We start from the raw sequence: 15,620 nt of genomic DNA on the forward strand, positions 1-15,620 counted from the left end.
GATTGGAGAAGCTTAGCTGACGAACCCCAGATCGAGCTTTGTCCGCCAGCGTCGCAGCATTCTTGTTCTGAGCATCCGATGTTGCGGAGCACGCAAGCGGGGATCCTCTTCGAGCAAGGCAAAGGCGGCCTGACGGGCTTGCTGCAAGAGATCTGCATCGCGTATCAGATCGGCTGCCTTGAACTCCGGCAGTCCCCATTGCCGCAGGCCGAACCATTCGCCCGGTCCTCTGATGCGCAAGTCTTCTTCCGCCATGCTGAATCCATCGTTCGACTTGACCATTGCTTCCAAACGTTGCCGGGCAATCGAGGCTTCCTCCGATCCGGCCGGAAATCGTCGGGCTTGTGTAGGGCGCCGATATCCGGTTGTCGTGGACATCAACAGACAGTAGGACTGATGCCCGCTGCGGCCGACACGCCCCCGGAGCTGATGCAGTTGGGCGAGGCCGAACCGATCGGCATGTTCGATGACCATGACGGTCGCATTCGGAACATCGACGCCGACCTCAATGACGGTGGTGGCGGCAAGGATGTCAATCTCGCCGGCCTGAAAGGCCTTCATTGTCCGCTCCTTCTCGACAGACCTCATCTGGCCGTGAAGCAGGCCGACTCGAAAGTCCGGGAAGTCTTCCCGTTGCAGACGATCGGCCGCTTGGAGCGCCGCTTTCAGATCGACCTTTTCCGATTCTTCCACCAGCGGATACACGAAATAGGCTTGACGATGTGCCCTAAGCTCATCGCGGACGATTTGCCATGCCCGGCCGCGTTGGTCGTCGGCAAACAGCCACGTCCGCACCGGCTTCCTCCCCGGTGGCAAGATATCAATGATCGACACATCAAGGTCTCCATAGACCGTCATGGCAAGAGTGCGAGGGATCGGCGTAGCGGTCATTACTAAGACGTCGGGCCGATACCCTTTCCCCATCAAGGTTTTCCGCTGGAGTACGCCGAACTTATGCTGCTCGTCGATAACGGCCAGCCCAAGATTGGTGAATCGGACGTCTTGCTGAATGAGCGCATGCGTCCCAATGGCGACCTCGGCCGCTCCGGCCTCCAATGCCCTTAATCCTTCGGCCCTGCCTTTGGATCGCTTTCCGCCGGTCACGAGGATCGGATGGAGGCCCAAGGCCTCCAGGATCGGCTTGAGGTTGGTGAAATGCTGCTCCGCCAGAATTTCGGTGGGGACCATGAAGGCCGCTTGGTAACCGGATCCGCAAGCCATGACAATGGCGTGAAGGGCGACCATCGTTTTCCCGGACCCGACGTCGCCTTGCAGCAGGCGATTCATCGGCCGGGAAGAGACCATGTCCGCTTGGATTTCGCCGAATGCCCGTTCCTGAGCTGATGTCAGCTTGAAAGGCAAGAGCCGCGATAACCGATTCAAGAGAGGCGTATGCGGATCGAACCGTACGGCTTTCTCCTCTTCTTTCACCCGACGCCGCCGGATCGCCAGAGCCGTCTGAAGCAAGAATAATTCTTCGAAGGCCAAACGCCGCTGCGCCGCCGAAAGGTGATTGTCGAGTAGCGCCACATCCGCTGCCGGCGGAGGGAAATGCGTGTGTTCCAATGCCTGCCGGATAGGGAGGAGGCGATGTCCGGCGCGAATGCGGACCGGCAGCACCTCCTCACAATCTCCGCCGAATTCGTCGAGCAGCGTTCTCATCAACACCCGCATTTGCCTTGAGCTCCAGCCTTTCGTCTCGTGATAAATCGGGACGATCCGTCCGGCATGCAAGGTCGTCTCGACATCCTCTCCGATACCTTCGCAGTGAGTAACGTCCATCCGAAGATTGAGCCACCCCCGATTCCCGGCACTGATGCGTCCCACCTGAAGAAGACGCGCGCCCGCTTTGATCACATCCTCCATGTACGGCTGGTTGAACACCACGATCTGAAGACGACCGGTTCCATCATCAATCACCGCCTCTAACACAGCCATGCGGCGGAATCGCGATCGCGTCGCAACGACATCTACGACCACACCACACACCGTTGCCGTCATCCCGGGCGACAAATTCTTGATTGCCGTGATTTTTGAACGGTCCTCATACCGCCACGGCACATTCCACAAGGCCTCCTCGACCGTCTTGACACCGAGCCGCTCTAAGAGCGTCGCCCGTTTCGGCCCCACTCCCTTCGCAAACTGAATCGGAAACTCCCAGAGAGGCCGGGCCACTTGGTTCATCGACTGCGCGGACTCACGAGGGGTGTCCATGGATTTGCCAAGCCGCGACCGCTCTTCCGTCTCGCCGTTTTGCAGGCGTGCAATGAGCACTCGTGCCTGTTTCAACCGTTCGCGTTGCTGTTCAATAGAAAGGCCGGCATGAAAATCCACGAACAAATTGCGCAACAGCAACAATTCCGTTTCGATGGCGCGGGAATAGGTTCGTTCGGCCAGCGCGGCGATTACTTGAGCCGACACGAATTGTTCCAGATTCGCGAGAGCCCCGAGATAGGCATAGGTGTCCCGGCACGCAAATTCGATCGGTCGAGCAACCCGTTGCAAAAAAGCGTGAAGACGCTCGGGGAGGACCTTCGTGGGACAACGAGGCATCCTGGCGCGGATCGTATCACACCCATTCCGGCGCCTCAATGCGCCGCGGCGTCACCGGCGGCTTGTCCGGCAGCCCTTGTAGGCTTTCGGGACTTTTCTTGGCGGCCTTTGCCACGAGTGATACAGTCAGTCTCGCCACCTTATTTCTTAGGGTCTATTATGTACCGCCGGAACATCACCCATATTCTCGGTCCGTTGGCGCTCGTGCTCGCACTGTTCATTTCTTACCATGCATGGCTGAAGCCGCACTACTTCCCGGATACTCCCCCACCGGCTGCGCCCATCATTCCCAATGAACCGGCATCGACTTCTCGATCGCAAGGCGAAGAGGCGGCCCTGATCATGAGCAAGCAGCCTCGCACGCTCGATCCGATGACGGTGCCCGTTCCCCGGCACATAGATCTCCTCGCGACTATCAATGAAGAATTGGAGAAGGGGAATGCCGCGCCGGTCGAAGCCAAGCTGGCCGATATTCCGGGATCGGTCCTTGCCGAACCCTCAGTCCGCCGCCATGTCGCAATCTTGTGGAATAATCTCGGCATACTGCAAGAACGAGCGGGGGGGACCGAAGCATCCCTCAAGGCCTTTAAAAAGGCCGCCGCGCTTGATCCCAATAATACGATCGCCATGCTGAATTTGGCGCAAGCGTACTGGAGCCTGCGCGATCCTAATTTGACCGTAGGATTCCTCTCCAAAGTGGCGGTGCTGGCTCCAGAGGAAGCGTTTCCCCATCTCGCTCTCGCGGACCTGTTGCAGGAGCAGGACAAGCTGACTGAGGCGAGTGGTCATCTGCGTGAGGCGACAGCCCGGATTCGCAATGATCCCGCCTTGCGATCCTATTTAAAGATCGTCACCGAGAAAGTTCACCGGACCGAGAAAGTCGAAGAAAAATTGGCGTCACGCAGCAGCGTCCACTTCATCGTCAAATTCGATGGTAACGAGGACCAGGCCACCTGGACCACCGTTCTGGATATCTTGGAAGACGCCTATCGCGACATCGGCCAGAAATTCAATTACTTTCCCGAGAAACCGATTACAGTCACCCTTTTGAGCAAAACCGCATTTCAAGGCTCAACGGGCAGCCCGGCGTGGGCTGACGGCCTATTCGATCCGGTGCTCGGTCGGATTCAGGTTCCTACGCAGGGGGCCCTGACAGATCGAGAATGGCTCACGCGCGTCTTGCGGCATGAATTCGTTCATGCGCTGCTTCACCATCAGGTTGGCCCGAACGGCGGATCGATCCCCACATGGCTGAACGAAGGGTTGGCCATGCAGCTGTCTGGAGATTCGTGGCAGGAATTGAATCGGGCTTTGGAGAACGATGTGCAGATGGTGCCGTTGACCGCGTTGGAGGGAAGCTGGGAGCAGTTATCGCCCCATGCGGCCATGGTTGCCTATGTCGAAGCCAGTTCAGCCACTCATTATTTGTTGGAACGATTTGGGATGCATAAGATGCATGAGGTACTCGGACATCTCAAAGCCCGCCAAACCCTCGCCATGGCGATGCAGGACAAGCTCCTGCTGTCCTATGATAGATTTCAACAACAGTGGGCTGAGACATTCCATTCCAGACAGCAGCACACCCAATCATAGCCGGCCCCGGCCGTCCGATGGATGCCAACATGGCCGCATCCCTCTCGTTCCGTAGAGGCACCGCCTGAGGCTCAAGCTGGCGACCACTGTCCCTTTCTGTTCGCTCGATGAGATCGGCATCCTCGAATGAATCCTGCCATAAGAAACGACCTGAGACGCGATCAACCGTGCGGACCACAAGATTGAAGATATGCCCTATCGTCTCCGCCGTTACGAATCGATCGACCGAGCGAAAGCCGGTCCTTTCCGCCCGCCTGCTCGTCGAGACACCGGGAATGAACCTATCTTCCCACACCAGTCTTCCTGTCAATGGGTCAACGGCGCGGAGAGACAGGTTGAGCTGGACAGGCGACCGCCATTCCATTCCAGTTCTCCGTACGATGGACCGGAAAGGCATAATGGTCGCAACCGGCCGGACTCGACGCTCTTCTTTCTGAGGTGTCAGGTTCAGCTGGCCCTGCCACAAGAACTTGCCCGTCAGCGCGTCGTAGGCCCGCAGCAAAAACCGGGGCTGACCGTCGGCATCGACTCCGATTCCTCCGGCAAAGATACGATCGCGCTGTGTTTCCCCCGCGGCCGCCTCCTCCCGAACATTCAGATTGTAGGAATCTTCCGATAGGACCGCCCCCGTTCTTGCCTGGTAGGTTCGAATCGTAATCAAAGATGAAATGGAGGTCTGAAAGCCGAATCCTGCAACAAGAAAATCTCCGTGCTCAGGAGCACTCTCGACTCCGGCGGACGTAGGAGGGCCCTTGTCCACGCCGATGGACTGATCAAAGGATTGTCCAAAGGCGATCAGTGGACCCCACATGGTCATGCCGATCAGTGCCATGGGCATCCACCGCCGCGGCGCACTTTGCAGAAGATGGCGTATTGCAGCGGTTCCAAGCCATCCCGGCATCCTATTCGGCACCTGCAATCGCTTTTTCCGAACCGGTTGCGCTAGATACATCATGTTGCCCTCCGGTTCATGAGACGCAATTCTTTCCCGCATGAAGCGAAGGGTAAATTATTCGGTGGGTCAGCGAACGCCGACTAAAGGGGTATGCAGGACCAACCGCACATGGTTGACCGAGCCGGGTAGAAGCGGGATATGTGAAGGATGTAGATGATGTAATGGAACGCGGGCAGGCCTATCGAACTGCCCCGAACAGACAATACCGGTAGCGGGCAATCAAGCGGTACAGAAGACGTGCCACTGGTTTTAACCACGAAATCCTGACGAGACGACTCAGCACTGCTCCCCCTCTCAGTCCGGGCAAAAGGGGAAGAAAGGCGTCTAATCCCTTCCGAATGCTGCCGTCGGAGTCAATCAGGAAGGCCACATCGGGACGCCCAGGCACATAATCCTTGCCAAGACGCTGCGCGGCTTCCTCGCTTTGGTATGGAATATAGCGTACATGGACCAAATGACCCTTTCCGGCCGCCTTTTCAATCGCGTTCCTGGCCGTCACGCAAAACCGGCACTCGTCGTCATAAATGAGTGTGCAGTCCTGTTCGCTCGGTTGCCTTACAGGCGTTTCATGGTCAGCCATCCATACCTCCGCTCAATATGCGTCTCAGACAAGACGGCATTGTGGCGGACCGCTCACAGCGCTATAGTGTTTTTCATGCTTTGCCGCCGGATTCAGGCGCTTCTCTTGGCGCTCGCTATAACATCAGGCATCTGGCAGATTGCCTTTCCGGCTGATCCTCAGTCCACCGAACCGGCCTCATGGCCATTGATTGCATTCTTAGTCGGAGTACCGGTCCTGTTGGCGGCCTTGCTCGGTTTTCATGTCCGATGGGCCACGATGGTCGTCGTCATGTACGGCACGATTGGTCTGGCGCTCGACATTGCCACACTGGTCCAGGAGCTGAGCAGGCCCAAAGGAGGCACGCTCATGGTCGGCGCAGGGTTGCTGAGCGGAAGCCTTAATTTCTTGCTGATCGTCTGGGGAGGACAGGCTGTGCTCGGCGGGATATCGAATGAACAGCTTGGAGCAAGCCGCCGTCCCAATCCTCCGTCCCCCTTTTCATCTTAAGTGGCTTCACCGTGCTATAGCCGGCTTGACGAAGCCACGACGAGGTCTCGTGGATGGTATAGGTGTTCCCCTGTTCGGTAAACAATAACATTGTAACGGCAAATAAAGTCGCTTCTGCAGGGTACAGACCTTCTTTATCGTGAAGGAATGCATCTTGTATGATAAGCCGCCCACCAGGGTTCAGCGCCTGACGAAGCCTCTTGAACAGAGCCTGGTTCTCTGCCGCGGAATAGATATGCAGCACATTGGAAAACCAGATCACATCGTATCGGCCGGGAACCTGCTCGTTCATGAAATCAACCGCAAGGTAGGAAAGGCGCGTGCCCGCTTTCTCGATGGCCGCCACTTCTCTCGCCACGTCAAGGGCAGCGGGACGGTCGCATACGGTGGCGCTCAATGTCGGATTCTTCTTCAGAAAGGCCAGCGCATACGTTCCCGGTCCACCACCCAGGTCAAGCAAAGATTTGACCTTGCGCAACGAGACCTGCGCGGCCACCCTGGCGGCGACATCGACTGAGCGGTGATGCATGGCCCATGTAAACCGCCGGCGATAGTCGCACTCTTCAGGTTTTTCATGGTCGACGGGCAGACCGGTTCGCACCTGATCGGTGAGGCGGGACCAATCAGACCACTGGTCCTTCAGGAGATCGATATAGGCTGCTCGGCAACGGGGGTGAGCACGGTTCAGTTCGATCACGGCAAAGGTGCTATTGCGATAGAGCTGGCCTCGCTTTGTGAGCAGGCCGCACGCGGCTAGATTGCGGCAGAGAATATCAAGACCTCGCTCGCTGGCACGGAGAGCTTTCGCCAGGTCGGCGATAGACCACGATTCGGTCCCGACCGCGGTGAAGAGGTCCAATTCCAGCGCGGAGACTATGACACGGGGCAATCGATAGGCGGTAATCGCTTCTCGGAATCTTTCAAAATCGGTGATGCCGCCGCGGCTCATGGGAAACTGCAGTCTCTAGGGTCTGATTTTCTGTTGGCACCACCGTACAAGCGCGTGCACTTCATCCAGCTGCTGCCAGTTGATGAATTTCTCAAAGGTGATGGCGACATACTCGTCGTTCATAGCCACTCCTTCTTCAAATCCCTCCTTGACGAGCATAGGACGAAATCTTGCCACGGCAGGCTGAAGAAAATACTTGGCCTGTTTCGCGACCTCATCTGTACCGAGATCTTCGGGCGTACCGTCAGAGATCAGGCTCAGGATGTCATCCATGGCGATGCCGTGTTGGCACATCAACCGGCCGTCAGGGGTGATTTCCAGCAGCCATCCGTCGCTTTCCAGGTCCAATGCGAGGGCGCCGCCCGGCTCAAGATCGTACAGTTGGGGATGATTCCGGACTAAATCAGCCCGTACCTCATTCCACGGATGTGCGGTACCGTCACTCATGGCGAGAACCGAGCGAACGAGAGAGCGGGCGTTCTTCCTCGATCCGCATACGCAGCTGTTCCAGACGTTTCACGTTTTCTTCAAGCTTCGGAAGGCGATATTTTCGATCCATGTGTACCACCTGCTCCAACAGATCGGCTGCTTGGCGATACTGGCCGAGTTCCTCATAACACTGCGCCAGCACATATCGAGATCCACCGACCCGCAATTCATCATGGTTCCGTTCCGCGATCGATTGGCTGGTTTGGCAACAGGCGACTGCATCTTCGTACCGCTTCTGGATAAGGAATGTGCGTCCCATCATGCGCCATGCGTCCGCCACGCCGCCCTGATTGTCGAGTCGCCGCATCAGAACTAATGACTGCTCATAGTAACGGATCGCCTCGTCGAACTGGCCGGTCTCTCTGGCAATGAGACCAAGATCCGAATACAGCACCGCCTTTCCCACCTCGTCATGCGTGCGCGTCATGATGTCCAGCGCTTCCAGATAGTAGGCGCGGGCTCGATCCCATTCTCCGGCGTCGGCTCGCAAATTTCCAAGATTCGCCAATGTCGTCCCGATCCCTTGGTCATCACCCAAGACCTTTTGGAGTTCCAGAACTTCTTGATAATAAGTCTGTGCCGATTCCCGCCGGCCGCTCACCGCGCAAATATTTCCCAGGTTGCCGAGGGTGGCGCTCAACGCCCGTTGATTGCCGGTGAGCCTGTCGCATTCCAGCGCCTTGGCATAGCAGGCATAGGCCTCCGTATAATGGCCTCTCGCAAAATGCGCATTTCCCTGTCGATTCAGTTCCTCGGACAATCCATTGCGCAGCGGCATGTTTTCTTCCCAGCTACTGAAGGGCTCGTTCGACAACCGATTTGGCGCGGGTCATGATGTTTACGCCGTCGCCGACGAGAATTGCATCAAAGTTATACTTGAGCAACCGCCTCAATCCTTCCTTGGCCTTCGCGTAGTCCGCATACTTTTCGGGCGCCAATAGTCGCAGCCCCCCGGGAGGAGCTCCAACCAAGGCGTCTCCAACGATCAGGATGCCTTTGCCCTGCTGGATAAACAGCGCCGACTCCCCCGGCGACTTTTGGTCCTTCAATTGAATGACCCACACGCCTCCGGGAAGCAATTCGCCATCGGCAAAGGTCTTGGTGGGAACCAGCGTCATGAGTGGCGCATCGACCTGGGGAAGATACAATTGACAGTCGAACTCAGCCTGATAGCGAGCTGCTTCTCGCTCGTGATCACGGTTGGTGACGACAATATAGTCGATACCGCCTCCACGCTTGACGACCTGCCGATCACTCTCATCCATCGGCGGCGGATCGATTAATATGTGATGCTCGCCGACTCCAAGATAGAGGCCGTTGAAATCCAACTGTTTCTCTTCAGAGAACCACGACCATTGCCATATGCCGGGGAACAGCGGTTTCATCCTTGCCTCATAAAGCGGAGACCGCGTCCTGGACCGCCTTCGTCACCTTGGCAAGGATCGCAGCGTTTTCCGGAAGATCAATAATGTCATCCTCAGGAAGGGTCATGAATTTTCGATTCGGCCCCTTCGTCAGCGAGATAAGAAATACGCTGTTGGTCGGTTTCGTCGGAATGACCACCTGCACCGATGAATCGATTCGCTGCACGAGGCCGACGAAAGCCTGCTTTCCTTCTTCCCAATCGTCCATACCGGTTTACTCCCTCACGATTTACATTTTACATTGATCCAGCCCCCGTGGCGGCATCCGCCGCCAATAGTTTGTCGACTTCTTGGAGGATGACGTCGCTGCCGGCGAGATCCATATTGCCGACCCGCTGCCAACGGATGACGCCGGCCTGATCAATGACATATACGTTGGGAATGAACTTCCCACCCCCATACAGCTTATCGGTTGTCTTGTTGGGGTCGAGCAAATATGGATATGTCACCTTCACCGGAAACGCGCTCAGAAATTCCCCGACATCGCGTTTGGAATTGCCGGCTGAGTTGATACCGATGACCGCCACATTTTTGCCTTTGGTGGCTTCATAGACCTTCTGTAAGTTGGTGCCTTGAGCCATGCAAGGATCACAGATATGGAATAGCCCCAGCACTACAACCTTTCCTTTCAGCGACTCCAGCGAGACCGGATCGCCGGTAAGCGACGTCAATGCGAAGTTCGGTGCGCGCTCCCCAATTTTGAAAAATCCGGCGGCAAAAACCAGATGCATCGCCATAAAGGGAAGGAACAGGATCGAGATTGCGATGAGGAGCTTTTTCATGGCCCGTCCTCCTGTAAATGTCATTTGATTCTTGTCGATCGCGACCCATCCTAACACGGCATTTTTTTGGGGAGCAACAGGAGATCGGCGAAGTGCTTGGATGGAATGAACTGACCAGCCGTTTACACGAATCGGAACTTACAATACGGCGGCTTCTATCCCGGAGCCACCGGCCACTTCAGAAGCGATTTTCCTTCCCGAAGAAACGCCAAGCACCATGCAGCCGCTCGATGCAATGGATGGACCAGTCGATACAGCATGTTGAGCCGCGCCTGCAGCCGGAACCAAGGAAGTGACTTCTTTACGATTGGATCCCCGGCATGGCATATCGCCAAGGCATAATAGGATTGCTGGATCCATGAGTCCCTGAGAAGAAGATACAGGGCCTCGGCGTCATTCTCGTCAATGCCCTCAGCTCTTCGCTTCAAAAAATCACGCGGCATTGCCTTCGTGAGATCGAAAATATCCCGATCAGCCATGATGGCATGCTGAACCACACGCGGCAACGATGCGTCGAACAGCGTATGAGCCACCGCAAGACCCATCAATAACATCCTGCGACATCGCAATGCATGAGACAAGAACAATACACGGCTCCAGTCCATCGTTCGTCGCCGCCGCAGCAATTCGGACACATCGCAAATCCATTTGAGGTCTTTCCACGCGTGCATCGATCCACTGACACAAAGGACGATCAGCAACTCTTCAGGCGCGAGAGCCATGATGGTGTGCGGGCCTGTCCGTAGCGGTTTCAACTGTTTCCAGAACGGTTCCCGGTCCAAAGGAAATGAAAAGAGACCACGATCCATGGCCCATTGCAGATTAACACGGAAGGTTCCGTTCCGCCTTACGAAGGAGTAAACCGCTTCATCCAGACTGTCGCAACCAGCCGGCGTCTTTCCGACCAGTTGGTATCCTTGCGACCACAGCAATTGCCGAGCTTGGGTGATGGAGGATCGCTCGACGATCAGGTCAACGTCACCGGATTCGCGTAGCGTGAGATCTCCATATGCCGCAGCGGCCAACGTGGGGCCACTGAACGGGATCACGCGAATGCCTTTCGCCGCAAAGGCCTCGACCAATGTCACCAGCTCACCCGTCAATAAGCTGCTCACAATGGCATTGGTTTGCGCCTTCCGGCGAAAAGTTTCCAATATATCGCTGGGAACCGAGCTGCACCCATGGGCGAGCAACATCCGATACACCAATGCAGCCACACCGTGAGACTCGGCAAGGTGCCAGAGGACGCTCCAATCGACGCCGTCGCGCAATCGATCCTGAATCTCCACCTGAAGGGTTCCATTCGCTGATGTTCGCGCCAGAAGAACGAGAAGTTGAGCCTCGATGGTCAAGTGGGAAAGATTGAATCGAAACAGAGAATCGGTGGTATGAGGTCGAGGGTTCCGCGTGGATGGGACGATCTGAGGCATGCCATCCTCCGAATCACACTCATTGACGGTTTGTGGGAAAGCGCAGCCGCCTTAACCCTTTCGAGCCAAGGCGGGACCATAATCAAATTCGTCTTTCCAGGCCAATTCCCATCCCGGTGGGAATGTTCCCTCCTTGGCGGAAGGAAGGTCGTGGAATCGAATGTGAAATCGCTCCAGCCCGGCGCTTAGCGTCGGAATACGCGGCGGGGAACTGGATTGCTGATGGAGTCCGATTATTCAAAGAGAACGGGATAGACGACGTCTCCCCATCATTTCATGGTATAGGGCCCCGTAGGCATGCGAGTATTCCTCGGCGTGGCGGATATTGTTGTAGGATGTCAAACGCAACGGGCACTCAATGAGAGGCTTCGAACAACCCAAGCTGGAGCTCTTCGGCACGGGTGAAAGAGATCGGATAGCGTTCGGTAAAGCAGGCGGTACAGTAATGGTCAGCCTGATTCGGAGCGGCCTTCAACATACCATCCAGACTCAGGTAGGCCAAGCTGTCGGCCGTGATATATTTGCGGATCTCCTCTTTCCGGTGAGAAGAAGCAATCAGCTCCTTTTTCGTCGGCGTATCAATGCCATAAAAGCACGGGGCTACAATCGGCGGCGAACTGATTCGCATATGGACTTCTTTTGCGCCGGCATGGCGCAACATCTTCACAATTTTCCGGCTCGTCGTCCCTCGGACGAGCGAATCATCGACCACCACAACACGTTTTCCTTTGAGCACCTCCGGGACGGCATTGAGTTTCACTTTTACGCCGAAGTGGCGGATAGACTGTTCCGGCTCGATAAAGGTGCGGCCGACATAATGATTGCGGATCAGGCCGGTTTCAAAGGGAATGCCCGACCCCTCGGCATAACCCAAAGCAGCCGGAACACCGGAATCGGGAACCGGAACCACGATATCGGCCGGCACCCAGGATTCCTGCGCCAATTGGCGTCCCAGCGCCTTTCGAATCGCATACACAGCGCTGCCGCCAAAAATCCGGCTATCGGGCCGCGAAAAATACACATACTCAAAAACGCACATCGCCGGCTTGACCTGCGGGAAGGGTTTGTAGCTCGTGACACCCTTATGGTCGAGTACCACTAACTCACCGGGCTCGATTTCACGCACATAGTCGGCTCCAAGCAGATCGAAGGCGCAGGTCTCCGACGCGACGAGCCAGGCATCGCGAAACCGCCCCAGGCATAGCGGCCGAAATCCATGGGGATCGCGTGCGGCAATAATCCCATCGTCTGTCAGCAGAACGACTGAAAATGCGCCGCGGACCTGGTTCAATGCGTCGATTACCCGCGCTAGCAACGTATCCGCCCGGGAATGCGCGATAAGATGAATGATTACTTCGGTATCCGAAGTCGATTGAAAAATAGCGCCGTACGCTTCCAATTCATTCCGCAAGACGGTGGCATTGATCAGATTGCCGTTATGGGCCAGGGCGAGGTTTCCAAAAGCAAAGTTCACCGTCAACGGTTGCACGTTCTTTAAATCGTTGCCGCCGGTGGTCGAATACCGGTTGTGTCCAATCGCTTTATCGCCGGGTAATCGACTCAACTCACGGTTGGAGAAAATATCGGCGACCAGGCCCATCCCTTTCTCCACGTGGAAATGCTCGCCCTCGCTCGACACAATGCCTGACGCTTCCTGTCCGCGATGCTGAAGCGCATACAGCCCGAGATAAGTCAGATTGGAGGCTTCCTTGTGACCATAGATCCCAAAGACAGCGCACTCATCGTGAAACTTATCGGGAGAATGCATGGGTAACAGTTTTTGCATAATTCTCAAACGGGCTAATCCGGATGTGCGAGGCTTCGCTCCAACGAGTGGGTCCAGCGGTCAGAAACCAAGCCAAGGTCAAGATCGATGGCGGCGCCGCCTGCCTGGATGCGGTCGCCGACAATATCAATGATCAATCGCTTCCCTTCCACCGCTCCAACCTTGGCTGCCGGGACGCCCATTTCACCTGCCGCCCGAATGACCTGTTCCACCTGGTCAGATTTCACCGACAGAATGACCCGCGATTGGCTTTCCCCAAACAAAAGGGCGTCTCTACGGAGGCGACCGGCTTGCAATTCTACCATAGCCCCTAGTTTTTGATCAGGACCCGATACGCAGCATTCAGCCAACGCAACCGCCAGACCACCATCCGAACAATCATGAGCCGACTGTACTAATCCATTTCGAATAAGCGTCAACGTGCAAGCCTGAACCGCCTTCTCGGTATCCAAACTGAGGAGCGGGGGCGAACCCTGTTCCCGATGATGCATGACCTTCAGATATTCCGTACCGCCGAGGTCCTCCCTCGTCACGCCCAATACAATGATGGCGTCGCCCGGCTGCTTGAACCATTGTGTGACGGTTCGATCCACATGATCAATGAGCCCCACCATCCCTATCATCGGCGTCGGATAAATCGACAGTCCATTCGTCTCGTTGTACAAACTCACGTTGCCGCTGACGACCGGCACGTTCAGCGCCTCGCAAGCATCCTTCATCCCTTCAACAGCCAGCACAAACTGCCACATGATTTCCGGCCGTTCGGGATTGCCGAAATTCAAACAATCGGTGACGCCGATCGGCTCCGCGCCTGAACAGACAAGGTTCCGCGCGCATTCGGCAATCGCGATCTTGGCGCCCTCGTACGGGTTGAGCAAACAGTACCGGCTGTTGCAATCGACCGAGACGGCCAAGGCCTTGTCGGTCCCCTTGATTCGCAGCACCGCGGCGTCTGAACCGGGTCGGACAATCGTGTTCGTCCGCACCATATGGTCATATTGTTCATATACCCAGCGCTTGCTCGCGATCGTCGGCGATTCGAGCAATCTCAGCAGCGCCTTGTTCGCATCCGTGACATCGGGCAATGCGTCATAGTTCAACGCCTGCAGCATCTCCTGGAACGCCGGAGGCGCGCTGGGCCGATCATATCGTGGCCCGTCATCCGCCAATGCCTTCGCGGGAATTTCCGCCACGATGTGACCTTCCGTCTTGAGGACGACTTTACCCGTGTCTGTCACGCGACCGATGACAGCGACATCGAGATCCCATTTGCGGCATATCCGTATGACCTCGCCCTCCCGGCCGGCTTTGGCTACCATGAGCATCCGTTCCTGCGATTCCGACAACATGATTTCATACGGAGTCATGCCCGGCTCCCGCAACGGCACCTTCGACAGCTCCAATTCCACCCCGGTCCCCTCCCGCGAAGCCATTTCGCAGGAAGAACTGGTCAGACCGGCGGCCCCCATATCCTGAATGCCGACGAGCAAATCGCCGGACATCAGTTCGAGACAGGCCTCGAGAAGGAGCTTTTCGGTGAAGGGATCACCGACCTGCACCGTCGGCCGCTTCTGTTCCGATTCATGATCGAACGAATCCGACGCCATCGTCGCGCCGTGAATCCCATCCCTGCCCGTCTTCGATCCCACGTAGATCACTGGATTGCCGACGCCGGCCGCCTTACCGAGAAAAATTTTGTCCTTGTGCGCTATCCCGAGACAAAAGACATTAACAAGAGGATTCAGTGAGTAAATATCGTTGAAGACGATCTCGCCGCCCACCGTCGGCACGCCCATGCAGTTGCCATATCCCGCTATACCGGCCACCACGCCGCGAAGCAGATGGCGATTTTTTGCCGATTCCAATCCGCCGAATCGCAGCGAATCGAGCAAGGCGATTGGCCTCGCCCCCATCGTAAAGATATCGCGCAAAATTCCTCCCACGCCAGTCGCCGCGCCTTGGTAGGGCTCGATGAAGGACGGATGATTGTGGGATTCCATCTTGAAAACGGCGCACAATCCATCCCCGATATCGACCGCGCCCGCGTTTTCTCCCGGCCCTTGGACCACCCGAGGACCCGTCGTGGGCAATTTCTTGAGATGGATGCGCGAGCTTTTATATGAGCAATGCTCCGACCACATGACGGAGAACATGCCCAACTCGGTGAGATTCGGCTCCCGTCCCAGAATCTCCAGGATCTTCTTATACTCCTCGTCGGTCAGATTATGCTGGGCGAGGAGGTCTTTGACAGGCGATTGCTGAGGCATCATCGTACCTTTCGCACTTCCCAAGGAATAATCTGTCCGGACTCCAGCAGATCGAATAAGTTTTCCTTGCCTACGTACTTCATAAATCGTTGGAGAGCGGATTTCCAGAGCCCCTCCAACTCTCATGTCCAAATTCCAGCATCCTCTCTGTTCTCCCTGCTCAGATCAAAATCCTCGCACAACGTTCGAATATTACCTCTAGTCGTTCTGATACCCTTTTAAAGAAGTACGAGGTGATATTCTCCATGCGGCCAAGTCCTCCTGGCGCAATCACACGGAGCCTCGTCTGCACTTCTTAGCCACGAACGTTCGTGTGCGAGGAT

General features: G+C 56.2%; 13 protein-coding genes. 1 reads left to right on the forward strand and 12 read right to left on the reverse strand.

Going from position 1 to position 15,620, the window contains the following annotated elements; translation table 11 throughout:
• Positions 1-12: 12 nt before the first annotated feature.
• A complete protein-coding gene (gene recG, locus ACWGXE_RS15300; protein ID WP_447598759.1) occupies positions 13-2,553 on the reverse strand; it encodes an ATP-dependent DNA helicase RecG in 2,541 nt (846 codons plus the stop codon).
• A gap of 159 nt (positions 2,554-2,712) precedes the next feature.
• Between recG and ACWGXE_RS15305 the strand changes: the two genes are divergently transcribed.
• The gene (locus tag ACWGXE_RS15305; RefSeq protein ID WP_447598760.1) at positions 2,713-4,146 is read left to right on the forward strand and encodes a peptidase MA family metallohydrolase; all 1,434 of its coding nucleotides are present in this window, start codon (positions 2,713-2,715) and stop codon (positions 4,144-4,146) included.
• Here the strand turns inward: ACWGXE_RS15305 and ACWGXE_RS15310 are convergent.
• The 11 genes from ACWGXE_RS15310 to purL all read right to left on the reverse strand — a co-directional run bounded on the left by ACWGXE_RS15310 (position 4,028) and on the right by purL (position 15,300).
• The gene (locus ACWGXE_RS15310) at positions 4,028-5,101 is read right to left on the reverse strand and encodes a hypothetical protein (RefSeq protein ID WP_447598761.1); all 1,074 of its coding nucleotides are present in this window, start codon (positions 5,099-5,101) and stop codon (positions 4,028-4,030) included. The two genes, ACWGXE_RS15305 and ACWGXE_RS15310, sit on opposite strands and share 119 nt — an antisense overlap.
• A gap of 178 nt (positions 5,102-5,279) precedes the next feature.
• Positions 5,280-5,681: a thiol-disulfide oxidoreductase DCC family protein gene (locus tag ACWGXE_RS15315; protein WP_447598762.1), complete on the reverse strand. Its 402-nt coding sequence runs from the start codon at positions 5,679-5,681 to the stop codon at positions 5,280-5,282.
• 379 nt (positions 5,682-6,060) lie between these two features.
• On the reverse strand, positions 6,061-7,119 hold the full coding sequence (locus ACWGXE_RS15320) for a methyltransferase (protein WP_447598763.1): 1,059 nt from the start codon (positions 7,117-7,119) through the stop codon (positions 6,061-6,063).
• A 15-nt stretch (positions 7,120-7,134) separates the two neighbouring features.
• A complete protein-coding gene (locus tag ACWGXE_RS15325) occupies positions 7,135-7,566 on the reverse strand; it encodes a hypothetical protein (RefSeq protein WP_447598764.1) in 432 nt (143 codons plus the stop codon).
• The gene (locus ACWGXE_RS15330) at positions 7,559-8,386 is read right to left on the reverse strand and encodes a tetratricopeptide repeat protein (RefSeq protein ID WP_447598765.1); all 828 of its coding nucleotides are present in this window, start codon (positions 8,384-8,386) and stop codon (positions 7,559-7,561) included. The genes ACWGXE_RS15325 and ACWGXE_RS15330 overlap by 8 nt, the downstream gene beginning before the upstream one ends.
• 13 nt (positions 8,387-8,399) lie before the next feature.
• Positions 8,400-8,993 (reverse strand): hypothetical protein, encoded by a 594-nt coding sequence (locus ACWGXE_RS15335; protein ID WP_447598766.1) that lies wholly within the window; start codon positions 8,991-8,993, stop codon positions 8,400-8,402.
• Positions 8,994-9,000: 7 nt separating this feature from the next.
• Positions 9,001-9,240, reverse strand: a complete 240-nt coding sequence (locus ACWGXE_RS15340; RefSeq protein WP_447598767.1) for a hypothetical protein — start codon at positions 9,238-9,240, stop codon at positions 9,001-9,003.
• A gap of 28 nt (positions 9,241-9,268) precedes the next feature.
• Positions 9,269-9,814, reverse strand: coding sequence for a peroxiredoxin family protein (locus tag ACWGXE_RS15345; protein WP_447598768.1), 546 nt, complete (start codon positions 9,812-9,814; stop codon positions 9,269-9,271).
• 155 nt (positions 9,815-9,969) lie between these two features.
• A complete protein-coding gene (locus ACWGXE_RS15350; protein ID WP_447598770.1) occupies positions 9,970-11,244 on the reverse strand; it encodes a nucleotidyltransferase domain-containing protein in 1,275 nt (424 codons plus the stop codon).
• Between the two features lie 355 nt (positions 11,245-11,599).
• Positions 11,600-13,030: an amidophosphoribosyltransferase gene (purF, locus tag ACWGXE_RS15355; RefSeq protein ID WP_447598771.1), complete on the reverse strand. Its 1,431-nt coding sequence runs from the start codon at positions 13,028-13,030 to the stop codon at positions 11,600-11,602.
• A 14-nt stretch (positions 13,031-13,044) separates the two neighbouring features.
• Positions 13,045-15,300: a phosphoribosylformylglycinamidine synthase subunit PurL gene (gene purL, locus ACWGXE_RS15360; protein WP_447598773.1), complete on the reverse strand. Its 2,256-nt coding sequence runs from the start codon at positions 15,298-15,300 to the stop codon at positions 13,045-13,047.
• Positions 15,301-15,620: the final 320 nt, after the last annotated feature.

The sequence above is a fragment of the Nitrospira sp. Nam80 genome (assembly GCF_965152575.1).